The 21,085-nt window shown below is 61.4% G+C and carries 20 protein-coding genes; 14 read left to right on the forward strand and 6 right to left on the reverse strand.

The window, feature by feature from the left end; translation table 11 throughout:
- Positions 1 to 2 precede the first annotated feature (2 nt).
- Positions 3 to 1,028 (forward strand): FAD:protein FMN transferase, encoded by a 1,026-nt coding sequence (locus ABNT42_RS06760; protein WP_348695694.1) that lies wholly within the window; start codon positions 3 to 5, stop codon positions 1,026 to 1,028.
- Positions 1,025 to 2,419: a sulfite reductase subunit alpha gene (locus ABNT42_RS06765; RefSeq protein WP_348695696.1), complete on the forward strand. Its 1,395-nt coding sequence runs from the start codon at positions 1,025 to 1,027 to the stop codon at positions 2,417 to 2,419. Before ABNT42_RS06760 ends, ABNT42_RS06765 begins: the two co-directional genes overlap by 4 nt.
- Positions 2,420 to 2,431: 12 nt before the next feature.
- Here ABNT42_RS06765 and ABNT42_RS06770 read toward each other — a convergent pair whose 3' ends face one another.
- From ABNT42_RS06770 to ABNT42_RS06795, 6 genes are all read right to left on the reverse strand, one after another.
- Complete coding sequence (locus ABNT42_RS06770) at positions 2,432 to 3,631, reverse strand: DUF2325 domain-containing protein (RefSeq protein ID WP_348695698.1); 1,200 nt, start codon at positions 3,629 to 3,631, stop codon at positions 2,432 to 2,434.
- A gap of 8 nt (positions 3,632 to 3,639) precedes the next feature.
- The gene (locus tag ABNT42_RS06775; RefSeq protein WP_348695701.1) at positions 3,640 to 3,969 is read right to left on the reverse strand and encodes a hypothetical protein; all 330 of its coding nucleotides are present in this window, start codon (positions 3,967 to 3,969) and stop codon (positions 3,640 to 3,642) included.
- Positions 3,970 to 4,048: 79 nt separating this feature from the next.
- A complete protein-coding gene (locus ABNT42_RS06780) occupies positions 4,049 to 4,264 on the reverse strand; it encodes a hemin uptake protein HemP (protein WP_348695702.1) in 216 nt (71 codons plus the stop codon).
- A 156-nt stretch (positions 4,265 to 4,420) separates the two neighbouring features.
- Positions 4,421 to 5,203, reverse strand: a complete 783-nt coding sequence (locus tag ABNT42_RS06785) for a helix-turn-helix domain-containing protein (protein ID WP_348696106.1) — start codon at positions 5,201 to 5,203, stop codon at positions 4,421 to 4,423.
- Between the two features lie 201 nt (positions 5,204 to 5,404).
- Positions 5,405 to 6,049 (reverse strand): response regulator transcription factor, encoded by a 645-nt coding sequence (locus ABNT42_RS06790; RefSeq protein WP_155433374.1) that lies wholly within the window; start codon positions 6,047 to 6,049, stop codon positions 5,405 to 5,407.
- Positions 6,050 to 6,125: 76 nt separating this feature from the next.
- On the reverse strand, positions 6,126 to 6,593 hold the full coding sequence (locus ABNT42_RS06795) for a universal stress protein (RefSeq protein ID WP_348695704.1): 468 nt from the start codon (positions 6,591 to 6,593) through the stop codon (positions 6,126 to 6,128).
- Between the two features lie 391 nt (positions 6,594 to 6,984).
- Between ABNT42_RS06795 and ABNT42_RS06800 the strand changes: the two genes are divergently transcribed.
- The 12 genes from ABNT42_RS06800 to trpA all read left to right on the forward strand — a co-directional run bounded on the left by ABNT42_RS06800 (position 6,985) and on the right by trpA (position 21,083).
- Positions 6,985 to 7,806, forward strand: a complete 822-nt coding sequence (locus ABNT42_RS06800) for a protein phosphatase CheZ (RefSeq protein WP_348695706.1) — start codon at positions 6,985 to 6,987, stop codon at positions 7,804 to 7,806.
- Positions 7,806 to 9,767 carry a chemotaxis protein CheA gene (locus ABNT42_RS06805; RefSeq protein ID WP_348695709.1) on the forward strand — a complete coding sequence of 654 codons (1,962 nt, stop codon included), beginning with the start codon at positions 7,806 to 7,808 and terminating at the stop codon, positions 9,765 to 9,767. Before ABNT42_RS06800 ends, ABNT42_RS06805 begins: the two co-directional genes overlap by 1 nt.
- A gap of 214 nt (positions 9,768 to 9,981) precedes the next feature.
- Positions 9,982 to 11,385, forward strand: a complete 1,404-nt coding sequence (gene leuC, locus ABNT42_RS06810) for a 3-isopropylmalate dehydratase large subunit (RefSeq protein ID WP_348695711.1) — start codon at positions 9,982 to 9,984, stop codon at positions 11,383 to 11,385.
- Positions 11,386 to 11,415: 30 nt separating this feature from the next.
- Positions 11,416 to 11,547, forward strand: coding sequence for an entericidin A/B family lipoprotein (locus ABNT42_RS06815; protein ID WP_155433379.1), 132 nt, complete (start codon positions 11,416 to 11,418; stop codon positions 11,545 to 11,547).
- Between the two features lie 59 nt (positions 11,548 to 11,606).
- Positions 11,607 to 12,254 carry a 3-isopropylmalate dehydratase small subunit gene (gene leuD, locus ABNT42_RS06820; RefSeq protein WP_348695715.1) on the forward strand — a complete coding sequence of 216 codons (648 nt, stop codon included), beginning with the start codon at positions 11,607 to 11,609 and terminating at the stop codon, positions 12,252 to 12,254.
- A 20-nt stretch (positions 12,255 to 12,274) separates the two neighbouring features.
- Complete coding sequence (gene leuB, locus ABNT42_RS06825) at positions 12,275 to 13,345, forward strand: 3-isopropylmalate dehydrogenase (RefSeq protein ID WP_348695717.1); 1,071 nt, start codon at positions 12,275 to 12,277, stop codon at positions 13,343 to 13,345.
- 108 nt (positions 13,346 to 13,453) lie between these two features.
- Positions 13,454 to 14,581, forward strand: coding sequence for an aspartate-semialdehyde dehydrogenase (gene asd / locus ABNT42_RS06830; protein WP_348695719.1), 1,128 nt, complete (start codon positions 13,454 to 13,456; stop codon positions 14,579 to 14,581).
- A 235-nt stretch (positions 14,582 to 14,816) separates the two neighbouring features.
- Complete coding sequence (locus tag ABNT42_RS06835; RefSeq protein ID WP_348695722.1) at positions 14,817 to 17,465, forward strand: FimV/HubP family polar landmark protein; 2,649 nt, start codon at positions 14,817 to 14,819, stop codon at positions 17,463 to 17,465.
- 88 nt (positions 17,466 to 17,553) lie between these two features.
- The gene (truA, locus tag ABNT42_RS06840) at positions 17,554 to 18,357 is read left to right on the forward strand and encodes a tRNA pseudouridine(38-40) synthase TruA (RefSeq protein WP_348695724.1); all 804 of its coding nucleotides are present in this window, start codon (positions 17,554 to 17,556) and stop codon (positions 18,355 to 18,357) included.
- 10 nt (positions 18,358 to 18,367) lie between these two features.
- Positions 18,368 to 19,078: a phosphoribosylanthranilate isomerase gene (locus ABNT42_RS06845; protein WP_348695727.1), complete on the forward strand. Its 711-nt coding sequence runs from the start codon at positions 18,368 to 18,370 to the stop codon at positions 19,076 to 19,078.
- On the forward strand, positions 19,044 to 20,276 hold the full coding sequence (gene trpB, locus ABNT42_RS06850; RefSeq protein ID WP_348695730.1) for a tryptophan synthase subunit beta: 1,233 nt from the start codon (positions 19,044 to 19,046) through the stop codon (positions 20,274 to 20,276). The genes ABNT42_RS06845 and trpB overlap by 35 nt, the downstream gene beginning before the upstream one ends.
- Before the next feature lie 9 nt (positions 20,277 to 20,285).
- The gene (trpA, locus tag ABNT42_RS06855) at positions 20,286 to 21,083 is read left to right on the forward strand and encodes a tryptophan synthase subunit alpha (RefSeq protein WP_348695732.1); all 798 of its coding nucleotides are present in this window, start codon (positions 20,286 to 20,288) and stop codon (positions 21,081 to 21,083) included.
- Positions 21,084 to 21,085 lie beyond the last annotated feature (2 nt).

The raw sequence follows: 21,085 nt of genomic DNA on the forward strand, positions 1-21,085 counted from the left end.
GCATGCGACGCGTATTGCTGCCACATGCCATCAGTGACGCAGCGCCAGCGGCAACGGCGCTGCTGCATGACTTAAGTGGCCTGAGCATGGGCACGAGCTGGTCGGTGCGGCTGGCCGCCGAGGCCGGCGTCGATCTGGCCAGCTTGCAGCACGGTCTGCAGCAGCAGCTCGATGACGTGGTGGCGCAGATGAGCCACTGGGAAGCCGGCTCCGATCTGGGGCGCTACAACCGTGCCCCGGCCGGTAGCCGTCACGTGTTGCCGGCGGCGTTTTTCGATGTGCTGAGCTTTGCACTGGAGGTGGCACAAGCTTCCGGTGGGGCCTACAACCCCTGTGCTGGCGCGCTGGTCAACCTGTGGGGCTTCGGCCCGACGGGGCGTTACGATCAGGCCGGTTTTACTGCGCCCACGCCAGACCAGCTAGCGGCAGCCTGTGCCAGCCTGCAGCAGCTATCGCTGGCGCCCGATGCGGCGACCCGCAGTGTGTGCCAGCCGGCCGCCGTGCAGCTCGATCTGTCGGCCGTCGCCAAAGGCTATGGCGTCGACCGGCTAGCCTATTACCTGCAGAGTCAGGGCTATGGCCACTATCTGGTGGAGGTGGGCGGCGAGTTGCGCGGTGCCGGCGTCAAGCCGGACGGCCAGCCATGGTGGGTCGCGCTGGAACAGCCGCCAGTGCAGGACGGGGCCGCAGCTTTGCCGGCCCCCATCGTGCTGGCGCTGCACGGATTGTCGGTGGCGACCTCGGGTGACTACCGGCGCTATTTCGAACAGGATGGGCAGCGCTATGCACACACCATCGATCCCCGTAACGGCTGGCCGATCAGCAATGCGCTAGCGTCGGTCACCGTGATCCATCCGCAATGCATGGCGGCCGATGCGTGGTCGACCGCACTCACCGTGCTGGGACCGCAGGCCGGGCTGCGTCTGGCCGAACAGCAGGGATTGGCCGCAAGGCTGCTGTGCCGGCATGCCGACGGCACTTACAGTGAAACTCTTAGTTCTGCTTTCGTAAGCATGTTAGATCAATGATTTGGACTCTGGAACCGGCCCGCTGGCTGATGGTGGCCACGCTGGGCCTGCTGTACACGCTAGTCTGCTGGCGTGCCTATTTGCCGGTCTGGCACAAGCGCCAGCAGGCGCGGCGCGGCGCCGAGGCTGCCGCAGAAAACGCTGCTGGTAGCTGGTTGGTGGTGCACGCCAGCCAGACCGGCAATGCCGAACAGCTGGCGCAGCAGACAGCGGTCACCCTGCAACTGGCGGGCATCGCGACCCGCCTGCTGGAACTGTCCCAACTGGATAAGGCCACGCTGCAGCAGGCCGAGCGCGTGCTGTTTATCGTCAGCACCTATGGCGAAGGCGATGCGCCCGATGTGGCGGCCGCTTTCGTGGCGCGGGTGATGGCGGCGCACGGGCCTGATGCTGGCGAGAGTGCGCTGGCACTGGGCCAGTTGCACTACGCCGTGCTGGCGCTGGGCGACAGCAGTTACCGCCAGTATTGCGGCTTTGGCCGCACGCTAGAGCGCTGGCTACAGCAGTGCGCAGCGCAAGCCTTATTCCCCCGCATCGAAGTCGACCGCATGGCTGAGCCTGCACTGGCTGCATGGCGTCAGCAGCTAAGCCATCTGGCCGGTACCAGCGATGCGCCGGACTGGAGTGCGCCCGCGTTCGAGCCGTGGCAGTTGCAGCGTCGCGTGTGCGTCAATCCGGGCAGTGCCGGTGCGCCCCTGTATCACCTCGAACTGGTGCCGCAGCAGGGCGCTTTGCCCGACTGGCAATCTGGCGATCTGGTGCAGATCGCGGCGCCGGCCGATGCGCAGCGACCCCGCGAATATTCGATCGCATCGATCCCCGCTGATGGCAGCCTGCACCTGTTGGTGCGCTTGCACCGCCATGCCGATGGCAGCTATGGCGTGGCATCGGGCTGGCTGACGCGCGAGGTGCAGGCCGGCCAGCCTATCCCCCTGCGCGTGCGGGCGCACCGGCGCTTCCGGCTAGAAGATAATCAGGCCCGTCCGCTTATTCTGATCGGCAACGGCAGCGGCATCGCCGGCCTGCGCGCCCACCTGAAAGCCCGTGCGGCGGCTGGGCAGAGCCGTAACTGGCTGCTGTTCGGCGAACGCAATGCCGCCTATGATACCCAGTACGGGACCGAACTGGCCCAGTGGCAGGCGCAAGGAGTGCTGCAGCAGCTGGACCTAGTGTATTCGCGCGATCAGGCAGAACGGCGCTATGTGCAGCATGTGCTGGCCGAACAGGCGCAGCGGCTGCGTGACTGGGTACAGGATGGCGCCGCGATCTATGTATGCGGCAGTCTGGAAGGCATGGCCGCCGGTGTGCACGCGGCCCTGCAAGCCGGGCTGGGCGAGCAGGCGCTAGCAGACCTGCAGGCGGCCGGACGTTACCGCCGTGATGTCTACTAGCGCACCGGAAGCTCAGGCATCGCTGGGGCTGGTGTCGTCCAGTGCCAGCCCGCGCGCCAGACTGGAAATGCTGGGATTGTCGATAAACACGCAGCGCTTGCCATGGCGTTTGCAATGGTCCTTGACGCGCCAGTAGGCGCTGTGGCTGATGCAGCCGGTCTGGCAGATCACCAGATCAGCGGCAGCCAGACTGGCATCGAGCCGGCTGGCATTATCTTCCAGACCGCCATCGTGATGGCTGAAACGGGCGCCTTCCCGTTCGATCAGGCTGCGGTAGCTGGCCACATTGCCGCTGCGCCCGCCTACGCATAGCACGGCGCGCTGCTGCAGGCACATGGCTTCGGCCGCAGCGGCCAGCATGGTAGTGCCGGCCGCAGTGCTCGCCGCTGCTGCTGGCGCCACACTCGGCTGGACAGCCTGCGCGCTTGCGGCAGCCTGCAGCTCGGCCACTTGCAGACGCAGGGCACGCTGCTGCTGTTCCATCTGTTGCAGCCGCGCCGTCAGGCGGATGCGGCTCTCCAGTCCCGGCTGGCCCAGCCTGAGCTGTTCCACTTGCGCCTGTAGCGAAGCGATCAGACTATTTTTACCGATCAGGCTGGCCTGCATCTGCATCATGCGGGTTTCGTGCTGGGTGGCGAGAGTGGATTTTTCTGCCTGTAAAGCCAGCACGCGCTGCTGGGCCTTGCCCAGATCCAGCGTGAGGCGGGCATGGGCACCCACCAGCGCATTGAACTTACCTAGGTCGGCGCGCACGCAGGCGCCAGCCTGATGCTGCACCATGTGCAGATCGCGGCACAGCTGCTGTTCCAGCGCAGTCGTGCAGTGGGGATGGGTGAGTGCAGCCCAGAAGGCGCCAGCCACGTCGCCGGCAGCGATGGCCGCGCGCCACAGAGAGAATAGCTGTTCCGTGCTGCGCACCGTGCGGTAGCGTAGTAGTACCGTGGCATAACGCTGGTCGAGTTCTTTCTGTAGCGCTTCCGACAGGCGGTTGCGGCTGGTGCATTCACTGACCGCGCCCACATGGATTTCATAATCATCGGCGATGGTCTTGCCGCCGCTGAGTTTTTCTACCAGCTTGCGTAGTACTGGCAGGGGCAGGCCGACGCCGATCAGGGGGCAGTGGCAGCTATGCTCGAGCTGCCACAGACGGCGCCGGCGCGAGGAGACGGGTGCAGCATTCGCATGCGCCCCGCTAGCGTGACGTTCGCACATGGCTGCACCTAGGCTGCGCTGGCGACGGCACGGGTGCGCGTCATGAAGCGGGCCAGAAAGCTGCTGCGTTCCGGCACCGGCAACTGGCGCTCCACCACCTGGGCCCATTGCTCGGTAAGCTGCTGGCAAGTGGCACGCAGTACGGGCGCCAGTTCCGGCAGGCTGGCCAGCGCCTTCAGATGGCGTTCGATCACGGCCGCCAGCTTGACACAGCCACCATCGGCGCTGTGGTTGGCCGTGTAGTGCGACATCAGATGCAGTACGGCAGACAGCATCAGTTCCGGATTGGGGCCGGCTGGCGGCGCCATGAAAATAGGGTCGTGTCGATCGAGGGCCATGTATCGCTCCTGAAAAGTGGCAGACTCTGGCTGGCGCGAGCGGCTGGCGACGAGGCAAGGTGGGGACTGGGCGGCGGCGCTAGGCCGTCAGAATCAGCTTGTTCAACTGGGTAATTCTTAACTGGTAGACGCGGCCGCCATGCTCGATTTCGATGGCGCGACCGTCGCCCATCAGCACCGCACTGCTGACGCGGCGTGGCGCCGGCGTGCTGGCTGTGCTGGCTGAGGGATTGCCGCTTGTTACCTGGTTGCTGGCGCGGGTCGGGGCGCTGGGGACGGGGAGGTTCTGGCTCATGGGTGGGGAGTCCTCAAATAAGAATGATTCGCATTTGCGTTCATTATTGAGGATAGTGCGCCAGAATGCAAGCCTGTTCGCACCGTTGCGCGGTGGCGGCGAAAAAAAGAGCCCGGAATGGCCGGGCTCAAGGCTGGGGGAACTTCTGTGCGCAGGCTAGAGCGTGGCCAGGGCGCTATCGTTGCTGCGCGCCTTGGCGGCAGCCTGCTGTTTGGCGCGGGTGCGCGAGGGCGGCAGACGGCGCAGATTTTTCAGCGCTTCCGGATCCTTGATGCCGATGGTGCGCTGATCCACGCTGATCAGGCCGATTTCGTTGAAGGCCGACAGGGTGCGGCTGACGGTTTCCAGCGTCAGCCCCAGATAGCTGCCGATTTCGTGGCGCGTCATGCGCAGATTGAACAGCTTGGAGGAATAGCCCATCTGGGCAAAGCGATCAGCCAGCGACATCAGGAAGCGCGCCACCCGGGCTTCCGCGCTGAGCGCGCCCAGCATGCCTATCATGGCTTGCTCGCGCACCAGTTCGCGGCTCATCACGCCGTACATCAGATGTTCCAGCTCCTGATGCACGCGCCCCAGTGCCGTCAGCTTCTTGAACGGCAGCAGGATCACATCGCAATCGGACAGTGCCACCGCTTCCGATGAGTAGTGGCGCGTATGGATGCCGTCCACGCCCAGCATGTCGCCTTTCATGGGGAAGCTGAGCACCTGTTCGTTGCCGAATTCGTCGATCAGCACGGTTTTCAGGAAGCCGGAATTGACGATGTACAGGGTATCGAAGATCTGGCCTATGGTGTGGACGCGCTGGCCTGTCTTGAACTGCACATGCTGGAACAGCAGTTCTTCCGTATTCACGCTGCAGGCGGCCGGTATGTGCAGCAGATCGCACACTTCCTTCAGGTTGGACCAGAGCCGCCCCTGACGCTGACGGCCGGCCTCCATTGCGCCTGATTGCAGGCTGCTGCCGGCAGGGCGCAGTTCGGGGGTAGGTGTGGACAGCATAATCTTCTCCTGTGGTAAGGCATCGCCCTGAGTGATTTCAGTATGCCAACAGAAGCCAGTGGGAACTATCGGCAACGGCTGAATCTGGCCGTAGGAGAACGCGCCGTCGTGTAGGAATTTTCCTAAACGAAAAGAGGGAATTCAGGTCTTGAAAGGGGAGAGCAGACGGTGAGCCACAGCGTACTGCACCATCTCCGAGAGCGAGCTCATGCCCATCTTCTGCATGATGCGGGTCTTGTGCGTGCTGACGGTTTTGACACTCAGGTGCAGGCTGTTGGCGATTTCCGTGATGGACTTGCCGGCCACTAGCAGCGAGAACACTTCGAACTCGCGGTCGGAGAGCTGTTTGTGCAGCAGGCTTTCATTGGGCGCCATGATGTTTAACGCCAGCTGTTCGGCCACGCCAGTGCTGATGTAGGGACGGCCGGAAGCGACTTTGCGGATCGCTCCGACCAGCTGGGTGCCGGCGCTCTCCTTGGTCAGATAGCCTTGCGCACCGGCACGGATGGCGCGCACGGCATACTGTTCTTCCTCATGCATGGTGAGGATTAATATGGCCAGCTTGGGGGCTTCCGAGCGGATCTGGCGGATCAGATCGACGCCGCTGCGGCCCGGCATGGAGAGGTCGAGCAGCAGCAGGTCGAAGCCACCCTGACGCACGTGGCCCAGCACTTCGAAACCATCGATGGCCTCGCCCACGATGTCGATATCCGGCGCGCCGTCGAGAATGCGCTTGAGCCCTTCACGCATGATGGTGTGGTCGTCGGCGATGACTATGCGGATCATGAAATTGATTTTAGGTAAGATTTATTATATTTGAGCCAATCTTATAATCTTACTATAAAAATCGACTTCCAGTTTTTTACTTGCTATCGGGTTCTTTGATCAGCCTGTGTACGAGAACGGGAATGCGGGTGTGGGATAACACCTTGTTAGTCACACTGCCCAGTAGCAATTGTCCCCAGCCGCTGCGGCCGTGGGAGCCCATAAATATCAGATCGCACTGTTGCTGTTCCGCCACCTCGACGATTTTCATTGCCGTATGTTCGGCGAACGCCGTCAGGCTACGGCAGGGCAGTGATTGCTGCTGGCAGGCTAGTACGACAGCACGGGTATGTTCCTCGCCGGCCTTCAGCATGGCGGCGCGGTAGTCGTCTTCGCTGGGGTAGCTGGGTGGCACGATCTCGACATAGATCGGGTACTGGTATTCGGGAGCGACAAACAGCACCAGCACTTCCGCCTGCATCTGGGCGGCAAACGCCACGCCGGCACAGGCGGTTTTGCTGGAAACGGCCGAGCCGTCCGTGGTAATCAGGATTTTGCGATACATGATCAGCCTCCTTGTAGGTCCATCCGCAGGATATTTCATTCTAGCCCCGATTTACATTATTGCCACTATGTAAAGAGTTGATGATTATCAAGTGAAGGCAAGATTTCCCTGTGTGACGATGTGGTTTTGCTACCGACTCGCGGCTTTTTTTGCATCCGGGCACTACTTTTGTGTCATGAACCATGTTTTGTCGCCGTAAGCGATGTTAGTATCACCAAATACAACGAAACTTGGGATGGACCCGTGGCGCAGGGGAGGCGACCCCGTGACGGGATTGAATTATCTGGCGGTGCCCTGCTACACTCAGGCAGGTGCGCTATATTGCCGAAAGTCATCACCCGTAAAGCAAGTTTAGGGCAGCATTTTTACAAATTATGGAGAAGCAGGGATTATGACCAACGCCGCTGACGATTTCGACGCATTATTTGATGAAGTGTCTGCGCAGAGCAAAACTTCCGCTCCAGCGCCTGCTCCTGCACCGGCCGCTGCCGAGGACGACCTCGAAAGCCTGTTCGAGGAAGTCGCTGCTGCGCGCCCCGCCGATGCGGTGGCTGCGCCCGCTGCAGCCCCTGCGGCCGCAGCCGAGGCCGCACCTGTTGCAGCTGGCGCGGATGAAGAGAAGCCGATGTTCGAGCGCCTGGGCGGGATTGTGCGCCTGCTGCACGATTCGCTGCGCGAGCTGGGTTACGACAAGGCGCTGACGGAAGCTTCCTCGCAGATCAACGATGCGCAGGACCGCCTCGAGTACGTCGCCACGCTGACCGAACAGGCCGCGAACAAGGTACTGAATACGCTGGACGAAGGCATGCCGGAACAGGATGCCCTGTCGAAGAAATCCAAGGACATGGAAGACCGCTGGGCCGATCTGTTCGCCGGCAAACTGAGCCAGGAACAGTTCAAGCAGCTGGCCGGTGATTCGCAAGCCTTTGCCGCTGCCGTGTCGGCTGCAACGGAAGCGGAAAAAGCCCGCCTGCTGGAAATCATGATGGCGCAGGACTTCCAGGATATTACCGGTCAGCTGATCAAGAAAGTCGTGATCATCACCAAGACCGTGGAGCAGGAACTGGCCATGCTGCTGCGTGATAACGCGCCGCCAGCACTGCGCGAGAAGATAGCCGCGAAAGAAGTGACCCTGATGCAAGGCCCGTCGACCCCGACCGTTGCGCTGAGCCAGGATAGTGTTGACGACTTGCTTGCTGATCTGGGATTCTAATGGACGATATGCTCAAGGATTTCGTCGTCGAGGCGATGGATCTTGCGGTCAACGTTGAAGAGCATCTGCTCAAGCTTGAACGCGACCCCGACAACAAGGAAACACTGAATGCAGTGTTTCGTTCTTTCCACACCATCAAGGGCGGTGCGGGCTTTATGGGCCTGCCTGCGCTGGTCGCAGCCTGCCACCTGACCGAGAATCTGTTTGACGCTCTGCGCACCGGCGCTGCGCCAGTGACGCCGCTGGCGATCGAAGCGGCGCTGCAGGCATCCGGCTTCGTGGCCGACCAGCTGGCTGAACTGAACAACGGGGTCGAACCGGATACGCTGCCGGCCATGCCGCACGATCTGGAAGTGATCCTGAAAGACGCTATCGACGGCAAGACCGACTCGGCACCTGCTGCTGCCGCACCGGCACCGGCACCTGCTGCAGCGGCTCCGGTGGCGGCTCCTGTCGCAGCACCGGTTGCCGCACCGGCTGCTGCACCCGTCGACGGCAATGCCTCGACCATGACTGCTAACGGTCTGGACTGGGATGCCATGTATGAGGCGGTGATGCCGCCGGGTACCTACACGCGTCCCGCGGCGGCCGCTGCCGCACCAGCACCGGTTGCGGCCGCTCCGGCTGCCGCCGTCGCTGCCCCGGCTCCTGCTGCCGCGCCTGCCGCTGCCGCAGCGCCTGCAGCAGCGCCTGCTGCCACCGGCTCCGGTCCCGCTGCTACCGCCGTCAAGCGCGAAGCTGCCGAGAAGCGCGAGGAACGTCCGCACGCTGCGCCGGCCAAGGAAGAATCGATCCGCGTCGATGCCGTCAAGCTCGACGCACTGCTGGAAGTGGCCGGCGAATCCGTGCAGGCCGCCAATCAGGCTGCCGTACTGCTCGAACGTCTGCTGCAATTCAAGTTCGAAGGTCAGGCCCAGACGCTGATGGCCACGCTGGCGGAAACGCTGGAACGCGCTTCGCGCTATTCCACCGAGCTGCAGCGCGCCACGCTGGCGACCCGTATGCAGCCGGTCGGCCGTCTGTTCCAGAAGTTCCCCCGACTGGTACGCGAACTGGCCAAGGATCTGGGCAAGGACGTGGAACTGACCATCGAGGGTGCGGAAACCGAAGTCGACCGCGTAGTGGTGGACAGCTTGTACGATCCGCTCGTGCACATGCTGCGTAATGCGCTCGATCACGGGGTGGAAACGCCGGAAGAACGTGCGGTGGCCGGCAAGTCCATCAAGTCGTATATCTCGCTCAAAGCATGGCAGGAAGCCAACAGCGTAATGATCGTGCTGCAGGATGACGGCAAGGGTATGGATCCCGTCAAACTGCGTGCCAAGGCATTGCAGAAGGGCCTGATTTCCGAATCGACCCAGCTGACGCCGGACGATTGCTTCCAGCTGGTATTCCTGCCCGGTTTCTCGACCAAGGAAGTGGCTTCCAGCGTGTCCGGCCGCGGCGTCGGCATGGACGTGGTGAAAACCGCCGTGGAGAAAAACCGCGGTGCCATCCATATCGAATCGGAACTGGGCAAAGGCACCAAGTTCGCCATCCGTCTGCCGATCGAGCTGTCGATCGTACCGACCATGCTGGTCTCGACCTCGGGTGCTGCACTGGCACTGCCGATGGCCGTGGTACAGCGCGTGGTGGAACTGCCGGAAGAGTTCATGGAAGTGGGCGGCGCGCCAGTGCTGAAAGATCAGGGTCGTCCGCTGCCGGTGCGTTCGCTGGCGGGTGCGCTCGGTTACGAAGACTGCCGCGAGAAAGTGGGTATTGTTGTTGCAGCGCCACAACCGTATATTCTGGCGGTGGAAGCGGTGGACGGCACAGCCGACCTCGTGATTAAACCTATGACTGCGATTGCCGTCGAAGGCATTACCGGTACTGCACGTTCGGCCGAAGGCGAACTAGTGCTAGTGGTAGGCCTATCCTTCCTGATGGACGGGTGTCGAGGCAATGTGCGCATGGCGGCCTAGCAAATAGCGGGGCCAGTAAGACACTAAGCCTGCGACCCCGCAGGCTTTTTTTTCATTGCAGCACGGAATTTTTTAAAAGGAGTCATAAAAAGTGTATCAAATAAGCGGAACTGCATCAGCTCACGAGGCCGACCGCAGCGACCGCTATTGCGTTGCACAATATGGCATAATCGAAGTGGATCACTCACACAGGCAGTAGCAGTACTCAACGAATATGATGAAGACGCTTTACGACAAACTCTGGGAATCCCACGTGGTGAAGGCCGAAGAAGACGGCACCACCATCCTCTATATCGACCGCCATCTGGTGCACGAAGTCACCAGTCCGCAGGCTTTCGACGGCCTGCGTGCCGCCAACCGTGCGCCATGGCGGGTGTCGGCCAATCTGGCCGTGGCCGACCACAATGTGCCGACTACCGGCCGCGATCAGGGCATCGCCGATCCCGTTTCGCGCCTGCAGGTGGAGACGCTGGACAGCAATGCCAAGTCCTACGGTCTGACCTATTTCAACATGAACGACAAGCGTCAGGGCATCGTTCACGTGATCGGGCCTGAACAGGGCGCGACCCTGCCGGGCATGACGGTGGTGTGCGGCGATTCGCATACCTCCACCCACGGCGCGTTCGGCGCACTGGCGCACGGCATCGGCACCTCGGAAGTGGAGCACGTGCTGGCTACCCAGACTTTGCTGCAGAAAAAATCCAAAGCCATGCTGGTGCAGGTCGACGGCGCTCTACCGGCCGGCGTGACGGCCAAGGACATCGTACTGGCCATCATCGGCAAGATCGGCACCGCTGGCGGTACCGGCTACTGCATCGAATTCGGTGGCTCCACCATCCGCGCGCTGTCGATGGAAGGCCGTATGACGGTCTGCAATATGGCGATCGAAGCGGGCGCCCGCGCCGGCATCATCGGCGTGGACGACACCACCATCAACTACGTCAAAGGCCGTCCGTTCTCGCCGGTCGGTCCGCACTGGGACCGCGCTGTCGAATACTGGCGCACGCTGCACTCGGACGCCGGTGCGCGCTTCGATCTGGTGGTGACGCTGAATGCCGCCGAGATCAAGCCGCAGGTAACCTGGGGCACCTCGCCGGAAATGGTGCTGGCCATCGATGGCCGCATCCCTGATCCGGACCACGAAAAAGATGACGTCAAGCGTAACGCCATCGAAAAAGCGCTGGTGTACATGGACCTGAAACCGAATACCGCCGTCAGCGATATCCGCATCGACAAAGTGTTCATCGGTTCCTGCACCAACTCGCGCATCGAAGACCTGCGCGCCGCCGCCGAAGTGGTACGCGGCAAGCAGCGCGCTTCCAACGTCAAACTGGCGATGGTGGTGCCGGGCTCCGGTCTGGTGAAAGAACAGGCCGAACGCGAAGGTCTGGACCAGATCTTCCGCGCTGCCGGTTTCGAATGGCGCGATCCGGGCTGCTCGATGTGTCTGGCCATGAATGCCGACCGTCTGGAACCGGGCGAGCGCTGCGCTTCCACTTCCAACCGCAATTTCGAAGGACGCCAGGGTCAGGGCGGTCGCACCCATCTGGTGTCGCCCGCGATGGCTGCGGCAGCCGGTATCGCCGGCCACTTCGTTGACGTACGCAGCCTGCGTTAATTCAACTCTTACGACCCACGAGGCCCCATTATGAAAAAACTGATCGCACTGACTATTCTTGCCATGACCACGCTGACTCTGACCGGCTGCAACACCGTCGCCGGTATCGGCAAGGATGTGCAGAAAGCCGGCCAGGCGGTGCAGGGCGCCGCGGGCCATTAAAACGGACCCCCATGACGGCGCGCAGCACGCTCTGCGCTGCCGTCCACTTATAGAGCATCATGGATAAATTTACGATTTATGAAGGGCTGGTAGCACCGCTCGATCGCGCTAACGTCGATACGGACGCCATCATTCCCAAGCAATTCCTGAAGTCCATCCACCGCACCGGCTTCGGCCCCAACCTGTTCGACGAATGGCGCTATCTGGACCACGGCGAACCGGGCATGGACAACAGCAAACGTCCGCTCAATCCCGATTTCGTGCTGAACCAGCCGCGCTATCAGGGCGCCTCGATTCTGCTGGCGCGCAAGAACTTCGGCTGCGGCTCCTCGCGCGAGCACGCACCATGGGCACTCGACCAGTATGGCTTCCGCGCCATCATTGCACCGTCGTTTGCCGACATCTTCTTCAACAACTGCTACAAGAGCGGCTTGCTGCCCATCGTTTTATCCGAAGCACAGATCGATCATCTGTTCAATGAAGTCAAGGCCTTCCCCGGTTACCGTCTGGTGGTGGACCTTGAACAGCAGCGCATTTCCACCAGCAATGGCAGCGTCTCCTATCCCTTCGAGATCGACGCCTTCCGCAAATACTGCCTGATGAACGGGCTCGACGATATCGGCCTGACCCTGCGCCATGCCGACACTATCCGTGCTTTCGAAGAGCGCCATCTGGCTAGCCAGCCATGGCTGGCCAATGTCATCTAAACGCTAACCAAGATCTCAACATGAAAATCGCAATTCTCCCGGGCGACGGTATCGGCCCGGAAATCGTCGCCCAGGCCGTCAAAGTACTGAACGTGCTGGGTGAGTCGTTCGAGCTGGAATCGGCGCCGGTCGGCGGCGCCGGCTATGCCGCCCATGGCCACCCGCTGCCGGAAGCCACGCTGGCGCTGGCCAAAGCGGCCGACGCCGTGCTGTTCGGCGCCGTTGGCGACTACCAGTACGACAATCTGGAACGCTCGCTGCGTCCCGAGCAGGCCATTCTGGGTCTGCGCAAGCAACTGGGCCTGTTCGCCAATCTGCGTCCGGCGATTCTGTACCCTGAACTGGCCGGCGCTTCGACGCTGAAGCCGGAAGTGGTGTCGGGTCTGGACATTCTGATCATCCGTGAACTGACCGGTGACATCTACTTCGGCCAGCCGCGCGGTGTGCGCGAATGCCCGGACGGCCCGTTCAAAGGCCAGCGCGAAGGTTTCGACACCATGCGCTATGCCGAAGGCGAAATCCGCCGCATCGCCCACGTGGCATTCCAGGCTGCGCAGAAGCGCGACAAGCGCCTGACCAGCGTGGACAAGGCCAATGTGCTGGAAACCTTCCAGTTCTGGAAAGACATCGTGATCGACGTGCACAAGGAATATCCGGACGTCGCGCTCGAGCATATGTACGTCGACAACGCCGCCATGCAACTGGTGCGTGCACCGAAGAAGTTCGATGTGATCGTCACCGGCAATATGTTCGGCGACATCCTCAGCGATGCCGCCGCGATGCTGACCGGTTCGATCGGCATGCTGCCATCGGCTTCGCTCGATGCCAACAACAAGGGCCTGTACGAACCATCGCACGGTTCGGCACCGGACATCGCCGGCAAAGGCATCGCCAATCCGCTGGCGACCATTCTGTCGGCGGCCATGATGCTGCGCTTCTCGCTCAACAAGCCGGAACAGGCTGACCGTATCGAGAACGCCGTCAAGGCCGTGCTGGCGCAAGGTCTGCGTACGGCCGATATCTACGAAGCCGGTACCACCAAAGTGGGCACGGAAGAAATGGGTAACGCCGTCGTGAAGGCGCTGGTGTAAATAAGTTGGTGTAAATAAGTACGCACCGGGACTGACTGCCGCAACAGCTGGGGAAAGCCAAGCTACAGCAGTCCCGTTCGGGAAGAAACTGAAACTCAAGGAATAATTATGAAACTGGTAGGCTTGGTAGGTTGGCGTGGTATGGTCGGTTCGGTGCTGATGCAGCGTATGCAGGAAGAGGGCGATTTCGCCCACATCGAGCCAGTGTTCTTCACCACTTCGAATCCCGGTGGCGATGCCCCGAAGATGGCGAAGAATGAAACCAAACTGAAAAGCGCCACCGATATCGACGAACTGAAAAAGTGCGAAATCATTATTTCGTGCCAGGGCGGCGATTACACCACCGAAGTGTTCCCGAAACTGCGTGCAGCAGGCTGGAACGGCTACTGGATCGATGCGGCTTCGACGCTGCGTATGGAAAAAGATGCCGTGATCGTGCTCGATCCGGTGAATATGCACGTGATCAAAGACGCGCTGGGCAAGGGCGTGAAGAATTTCATCGGCGGTAACTGCACGGTATCGTGCATGCTGATCGGTCTGGGCGGCCTGTTCCAGAACAATCTGGTCGAGTGGATGACGTCCATGACCTATCAGGCAGCATCGGGCGGCGGCGCCCAGCACATGCGCGAACTGCTGACCCAGTTCGGCACCATCAACAGCGCCATCAAGCCACTGCTGGACAACCCGGCTTCGGCGATTCTGGAAATCGACCGTCAGGTGCTGGCCACCCAGCACGGTCTGACGGCTGACGAAACCAAACAGTTCGGCGTACCGCTGGCCGGCAACCTGATTCCTTGGATCGACAAGGATCTGGGCAATGGCCAGTCGAAAGAAGAGTGGAAAGCTGGCGCAGAAACCAACAAGATTCTGGGTCTGGGCGCCGACTTCGGTTCCAAGCCGATTCCTGTCGACGGCCTGTGCGTACGTATCGGTGCGATGCGTTGCCATTCGCAGGCACTGACCATCAAGCTGAAAAAAGATGTGCCGCTGGATGAAATCACCGACATCATCGCTTCCGCCAACCAGTGGGCCAAAGTGGTGCCTAACACCCGCGAAGCGTCGATGAAAGACCTGTCGCCAGCGGCAGTGACGGGTGGCCTGACGATTCCGGTGGGCCGTCTGCGCAAGCTGGAAATGGGTCCGGACTACCTGTCGGCCTTCACCGTGGGTGACCAGCTGCTGTGGGGCGCGGCCGAGCCGCTGCGCCGCATGCTGCGTATCGTTTTAGACAACTAAGGTTCTGGACAACTAAGCAGTCGTTCAGACAGTTTCAGTTGTAGGCGGGCGTTCGATCGCCCGAGTTGAAGGGGTTTTCTCTCTATGTTCTCATAGGGAAAACCCCTTTTTTTCGTCTAAAGTGGGCATAGACGTGACAACTAGCCCGTCATACATCGTGCAAAGCTTGCGTGCCTGAAAGCATGATGATATGTTGGGATATCTGGGAAAGTAACATTTTCCCTCTGACAACCTAATGCTGCCCACTATGCCTGTACCGAATCGTTCCCGCTTTGCCTCGTTTGCGTTGAAAACTCTCACTGGCGCGGTTGCCAGTGCGGTGCTGATGGCGTCTGCCCATGCGGCCGGACTGGGCAAGCTGACGGTGCTGTCCTCGCTAGGCCAGCCGCTGCGCGCCGAGATCGAACTGACGGCCGTGTCGGCCGACGAAGCGCAAGCGCTGGTGGCCAAGCTGGCGCCGGCCGATGCCTACCGCGTTGCCAATATCGATTTCAATCCCGCATTGCTGTCGCTGCGCTTCGATGTCGAGCAGCGCGCCGGCCGTCAGGTGATCAAAGTCAGTTCCAGTCAGCCGATCAACGAGCCCTTCGTCGACATGCTGATGGAGCTGAACTGGAATGGTGGCCGCATCGTCCGCGAATACACCTTCCTGCTCGATCCGGCCGAAATGCGCGCCACGCAGGCGCCGCAGGTGGCCGCACCGGTTGATCTGGGGCGTCCGCTGCCCGCCGCGCCGAGTGCACCGGCACCTGCTGCTGCACCGGCCAGCGCTGCCGCCCCTGCACCAGCCCCTGCTGCCGCACCGGCGCCATCGGCGGCTGCCGCTGCACCCGCACCTGCCGCTGCACCAGCACCTGCCGCACCAGCATCGACACAGCCAGCGAGCGAATACACGGTCAAGAACGGCGACAATCTGAGCCGCATCGCCAGTCAGGTCAAGCCGCAGGATGTCTCGCTCGACATGATGCTGGTGGCGCTGTACCGCGCCAATCCGGAAGCGTTTGCTGGCAACAATATGAACCGTCTGAAATCCGGCCAGATACTGGCCGTGCCTGGCAGCGAGGATATCCGCAGCAGCGCGCCGGAAGGCGAAGCACGCGGTGTGGTGGTGGCCCATGCGGCCGACTTCGCGGCCTATCGCGCCAAGCTGGCAGGGCAGGTGGCCGCGAGTACGCCGGCCAAGGAAGCAGATCTGAGCCAGAATGTGACGGGCAAGATCACTGCCAAAGTGGAAGAAAAACCGAATGCTCTGAATGCGGCCAAGGACAAGCTGACCCTATCGAAAGCCACCAGCGGCACGCCGGAACAGGGCAAGACCGGTCTGGCGGTGGAAGACAAGATCGCCAAGCAGAAAGAGCTGGAAGAAGCCGACGCGCGCACCAAGGAACTGGAAAAGAATGTACGTGATCTGGAAAACCTGATGGCGTTGAAGAGCAAGGCTGCGGCCCAAGCTTCGGCATCGGCATCGGCATCGGCATCGGCCTCCGCCTCGGCTTCCGCTTCCGCCTCAGCCTCAGCCTCGGCGGCCGCTTCGGCGCCAGTCAAGACCAAGCGTACGCTGGTGCTGCCACCGAAAAAAGCGCCGGAGCCTAGCATCTTCGAAATCCTGATGGATAACCTGCAGTATGTGGGCATTGCTGCCGCCACGCTGCTGGCCGGTGGCGGTGCACTGTTCGCTGCACGGCGCCGGCGTAAATTCGAAGTGCCTAAGGAAGAAACCATTGCGGTGGAAGATCCGGCTCTGACGGCGCAATCGCTGATCGAAGAGACGGGCGGCCAGAGTGTCGACACCAGCAACAGCGTATTCAATTCCAATTTTGCGCCATCGGCCAGCCAGCTCGATACCAATGAAGTCGATCCTGTGGCAGAAGCCGATGTCTACATCGCCTACGGGCGCGATGCGCAAGCCGAAGAGATCCTCAAGGAAGCACTGCGCGTGCATCCGGAGCGCCATCCGGCCCGTCTGAAATTGCTGGAGATTTTCACTGCCCGTAAAGACCCGCGTGGCTTCGAGGAACAGGCGGAAGAACTGTATGGCCTGACCCGTGGCAACGGTGACGAATGGGCGCAGGCAGCCGCCATGGGGCAGGCGCTGGATCCGACCAATCCGCTCTATACGCGCGGCCCTGATACTTCGGCCGCTGCGCCAGCCGCAGCCGAACCAGCGGACGATGGCTACACTGCCAGTGCCGATAACGGCATGGGCAATTTTGACGCGGGCATGGATACGGCCTTGCCACAGGCTGCCGATGCGGCTATTTCGCCGGCCTCGGTGGCGGCGGAAAACAGTAATCTGATGGACTTTGATCTGGGTGGTCTGAGCTTCGAGCCCGTGGCCGATGCACCGGCCGCGATCGAACTGCCAGCCAGCGCAGTCGAGGCAGCACCTGCAGCGGCCTCGACCGATCTGGACTTCACGCTGGATCTGCCGGACGCAGCAGCTAGCCAACCGGCAGCTGTTGCCGAGAGCGCCAGCGATGGCCTCGATCTGGATCTGGCCGGCTTCGACCTGCAAGCGCCCGTAGCACAGGCCGCCGAAGCTGCTGCCGCGGCCGCCGCAGCAGAAGATGATCTGGCCGATCTACTCAAGAGCGCGGAAGAAGTCACGCCGGCGCCGGCACCGGCTGCGCAGGAATTCGATCTGTCCAGCATCGATCTGGATCTGCCCGAAGTCGCTAGCGCGGCTGCAGCGCCGGCCGCGGCCGCAGACGACGAGCCGATGTCGGCCCAGCACATGGAAATGGATACCAAGCTCGATCTGGCCGTGGCCTATCAGGAAATTGGCGACAAGGAAGGCGCACGCGAACTGCTGGAAGAAGTGCTGCGCGGCGGTAACGCCAGCCAGATCGCCAAAGCCAATGGCATGCTGGCCCAGCTGGGCTAGCCATGTGTCAGGTGGCGCCGTTGCCCTTGCACGGCGCCTGCCTGTGCCCGTATATAATGGCTGACTCAGAGAATAGATCGGGCAGCAATTGAAACGGATAGTAATCGGCGTCCAGTACGACGGCAATGCATGGCAGGGCTACCAGAAGCAGCCGAGTGGCCTGACCGTGCAGGACAAGCTGGAAGAAGCACTGGAAAAATTTGCCACGGTAAAGCTGGCTACCACCTGCGCGGGACGTACCGACGCCGGTGTGCACGCGCTGGAACAGGTGGTGCACTTCGATACCGAACTCGAACGCGAAGATCATGCGTGGGTGCGCGCTGCCAATGCCTTTTTGCCGCCCACCATCAGCGTGCGCTGGGCCAAGCAGCTGGAAGGTGATCCGACGGCGCTGGACTTCTTCCACGCCCGTTTCAGCGCCCATTCCCGTACCTATCACTACGTGCTGCACAATCATCCTGTGCGTAGTGCTCTGCTGGCAGGGCGGGCCGGTTTCTTCTTCCGCCCGCTCGACGTGGAACTGATGCAGCAGGCCGTGGAGCCGCTGATAGGCTGGCATGATTTCAGCGCCTTCCGTGCGGCCCAGTGTCAGGCCAAATCCCCCATGAAGCTGATGCACGACATCAAAATCCGCCAGCAGGGCGAACTGATCGTGTTCACCATCACGGCCAGCGCCTTCCTGCACCACATGGTGCGCAATCTGGTTGGTTCGCTGGTCTACATCGGTAGCGGACGGGAAAAGCCGGAATGGCTGGGACAGTTGCTGGAAAGTAAAGACCGCACGCAGGCCGCGCCGACTTTCATGCCAGACGGCCTGTATTTGGCCCGTGTCGGCTACGATCTCAAATGGCAGTTGCCGCAGGAAGTGGACAGCCCCCTCGTCTGGTTTTAATAGGTAAAAGATGGCACGCACCCGTATCAAGATTTGCGGTCTGACCCGCGTAGAAGATGTGCAGGCGGCCGTGGCTGCCGGTGCCGATGCCATCGGCTTCGTGTTCTATCCGAAAAGCCCCCGTTATGTCACGCCCCAGCAGGCTGCCGCGCTGATCGCGGCGGTGCCGCCGTTCGTTACCTGCACGGGGCTGTTCGTGAATGCCACGCCGGCAGAAGTGGCGGCCACAGTGGCCATCGCCCCGATAGGTCTGATCCAGCTGCATGGCGACGAGACGGTGGCCGAGTCGGCTGCCATTGCCGCCGCTGCGGCGCGCCCCTATGTGCGGGTGTTCCGCGTCAAACCTGACACATCGCCCGCTGATTTGCTAGAATACGAGCAACAATGCCGCGCTGCCGGTCCCTGGTTCACCAGCCTGTTGCTGGACACCTATGTGGACGCCTACGGTGGCGCTGGGAAGGGTTTTGATTGGTCTCTCATTCCAAAAGAGCTCGCGCCTCGGGTCGTTTTGAGTGGTGGCTTGAGCGTACACAACGCCACTGACGCAGTGTGCGAGGTACGCCCCTACGCGGTCGATATCAGCAGTGGTGTCGAAGCGTCCAAGGGGATCAAGGATGGCCGCAAGATCGCTGCATTTGTTGCAGCCGTGCGTGCCGGAGATGACTTAATCGAGAGAGCAACCCATCATGAATGCGCCAGCGCAGCCCCTGTTCCACGCTAAAGATTACGATTTACCTGACAACCGCGGCCACTTCGGCCCTTACGGCGGTTCGTTCGTCGCCGAAACTCTGACCTACGCTCTGGCCGAACTGAATCAGGCCTACGAGAAGTTCAGCAAAGACCCCGAATTCCTCGAAGAATTCCGTTACGAACTCAAGCACTTTGTTGGCCGTCCTTCGCCCGTCTACCATGCCAAACGCTGGTCGCAGCAGATGGGCGGTGCGCAAGTGTTCTTCAAGCGCGAAGACCTCAACCATACCGGTGCCCACAAGATCAACAACGTGATCGGTCAGGCCTTGCTGGCACGCCGCATGGGCAAGCGCCGCATCATTGCCGAAACGGGCGCCGGTCAGCACGGCGTGGCCACGGCCACCATCTGCGCCCGCTTCGGCCTCGAATGCGTGGTCTACATGGGTAGCGAAGACGTCAAGCGTCAGGCCCAGAACGTCTACCGTATGAAGCTGCTGGGCGCTAAAGTGGTGCCCGTAGAATCCGGTTCGAAAACCCTCAAGGATGCGCTCAACGAAGCCATGCGCGACTGGGTAACGAATATCGAAAATACTTTCTACATCATCGGCACGGTGGCCGGCCCGCATCCTTACCCGATGCTGGTGCGCGACTTCCAGTCTGTGATCGGTGAAGAATGTCTGGTGCAGATGCCGGAAATGACGGGGCGCCAGCCGGACTACGTGGTGGCCTGTATTGGTGGCGGCTCGAATGCCATGGGGATTTTCTACCCTTACATCGACGAAAAGCAGGTGCGTCTGGTGGGCGTGGAAGCGGCTGGCGAAGGGCTGGACGGTGACAAGCACGCCGCTTCGCTGACCAAGGGCTATCCGGGCGTATTGCATGGTAACCGCACCTATCTGCTGCAGGATGAAAACGGCCAGATCATCGAAACCCATTCCGTTTCGGCCGGTCTCGATTATCCGGGGGTGGGGCCGGAGCACGCTTATCTGAAGGATAGCGGCCGCGCCCAGTACGTTTCGATTACGGACGAAGAAGCTCTGGCGGCCTTCCATGACTGCTGCCATATCGAAGGCATTATTCCGGCGCTGGAGTCGTCGCACGCGCTGGCCTATGCCTTCAAGCTGGCGGCCACGCTGCCAGCCGATCAGATTATTCTGGCCAACCTGTCGGGTCGGGGCGACAAGGACATGCATACGGTAGCTGAACGTATGGGTTTGAATTTCAATTAAGGAGCCGACATGTCCCTCATCGCACAAACTTTTGCCGAACTGAAGGCACAGAACAAGACGGCGCTGATTACGTTCATCACGGCCGGTGATCCGGCACCGAATCTGACGGTGCCGCTGATGCATGCCATGGTGGCTGGTGGCGCCAACATCCTCGAACTGGGTGTGCCGTTTTCCGATCCGATGGCGGAAGGCCCCGTGATCCAGCGCGCCTGCGAACGGGCGCTGGCGCAGGGCGTGGGCATCATGGACGTGTTCGCCATGGTGGCCGAGTTCCGCAAGACTAACCAGCACACGCCTGTCGTACTGATGGGCTATGCGAATCCTATCGAACGGATCGGCGCGGCGCGTTTCATCGCCGAATCGCAGAAAGCCGGTGCCGATGGCGCCATCGTGGTGGATTACCCGCCGGAAGAGTGTGAAGAATTCTCGGCGGCCATGCGCGCGGCGGGGCTCGATCTGATCTTCCTGCTGGCACCGACCTCGACCGAACAGCGGATTGCGCAGGTGGCCAAAGTCGGTGGCGGCTTCAGCTACTACGTCTCGCTGAAAGGCGTGACGGGGGCCGGCAATATCGACACGGTGGAAGTGGCCGAGCGCCTGAAAGCGATCCGCCAGCACGTGCCGCTGCCGATTGGCGTGGGCTTCGGTATCCGCGACGGTGCTACCGCACGTGCTGTGGCCGAAGTGGCCGATGCTGTGGTGATCGGTAGCCGCATCATTCAGGAAATCGAAAACGTGGGCGCTGAGCAAGCCGTGGCCGCCGTTGAGACTTTCGTGGCCGGTATCCGCAGCGCGCTCGACGCCTAATT

Source organism: Duganella fentianensis, assembly GCF_964031615.1.
In the GTDB taxonomy this organism is placed as follows: domain Bacteria; phylum Pseudomonadota; class Gammaproteobacteria; order Burkholderiales; family Burkholderiaceae_D; genus Rugamonas; species Rugamonas fentianensis_A.

Excerpts from the sequence above, each read along its gene's own strand:
- asd (WP_348695719.1), top strand. The coding sequence starts at position 13,454 with ATGAAACTGGTAGGCTTGGTAGGTTGGCGTGGTATGGTCGGTTCGGTG.
- leuB (WP_348695717.1), top strand. The coding sequence starts at position 12,275 with ATGAAAATCGCAATTCTCCCGGGCGACGGTATCGGCCCGGAAATCGTC.
- leuD (WP_348695715.1), top strand. The coding sequence starts at position 11,607 with ATGGATAAATTTACGATTTATGAAGGGCTGGTAGCACCGCTCGATCGC.
- ABNT42_RS06765 (WP_348695696.1), top strand. The coding sequence starts at position 1,025 with ATGATTTGGACTCTGGAACCGGCCCGCTGGCTGATGGTGGCCACGCTG.
- leuC (WP_348695711.1), top strand. The coding sequence starts at position 9,982 with ATGATGAAGACGCTTTACGACAAACTCTGGGAATCCCACGTGGTGAAG.
- ABNT42_RS06760 (WP_348695694.1), top strand. The coding sequence starts at position 3 with ATGCGACGCGTATTGCTGCCACATGCCATCAGTGACGCAGCGCCAGCG.
- ABNT42_RS06815 (WP_155433379.1), top strand. The coding sequence starts at position 11,416 with ATGAAAAAACTGATCGCACTGACTATTCTTGCCATGACCACGCTGACT.
- ABNT42_RS06775 (WP_348695701.1), bottom strand. The coding sequence starts at position 3,969 with ATGGCCCTCGATCGACACGACCCTATTTTCATGGCGCCGCCAGCCGGC.
- trpA (WP_348695732.1), top strand. The coding sequence starts at position 20,286 with ATGTCCCTCATCGCACAAACTTTTGCCGAACTGAAGGCACAGAACAAG.
- ABNT42_RS06780 (WP_348695702.1), bottom strand. The coding sequence starts at position 4,264 with ATGAGCCAGAACCTCCCCGTCCCCAGCGCCCCGACCCGCGCCAGCAAC.
- ABNT42_RS06790 (WP_155433374.1), bottom strand. The coding sequence starts at position 6,049 with ATGATCCGCATAGTCATCGCCGACGACCACACCATCATGCGTGAAGGG.
- ABNT42_RS06770 (WP_348695698.1), bottom strand. The coding sequence starts at position 3,631 with ATGTGCGAACGTCACGCTAGCGGGGCGCATGCGAATGCTGCACCCGTC.
- ABNT42_RS06805 (WP_348695709.1), top strand. The coding sequence starts at position 7,806 with ATGGACGATATGCTCAAGGATTTCGTCGTCGAGGCGATGGATCTTGCG.
- ABNT42_RS06800 (WP_348695706.1), top strand. The coding sequence starts at position 6,985 with ATGACCAACGCCGCTGACGATTTCGACGCATTATTTGATGAAGTGTCT.
- ABNT42_RS06795 (WP_348695704.1), bottom strand. The coding sequence starts at position 6,593 with ATGTATCGCAAAATCCTGATTACCACGGACGGCTCGGCCGTTTCCAGC.
- ABNT42_RS06845 (WP_348695727.1), top strand. The coding sequence starts at position 18,368 with ATGGCACGCACCCGTATCAAGATTTGCGGTCTGACCCGCGTAGAAGAT.
- trpB (WP_348695730.1), top strand. The coding sequence starts at position 19,044 with ATGAATGCGCCAGCGCAGCCCCTGTTCCACGCTAAAGATTACGATTTA.
- ABNT42_RS06785 (WP_348696106.1), bottom strand. The coding sequence starts at position 5,203 with ATGGAGGCCGGCCGTCAGCGTCAGGGGCGGCTCTGGTCCAACCTGAAG.
- ABNT42_RS06835 (WP_348695722.1), top strand. The coding sequence starts at position 14,817 with ATGCTGCCCACTATGCCTGTACCGAATCGTTCCCGCTTTGCCTCGTTT.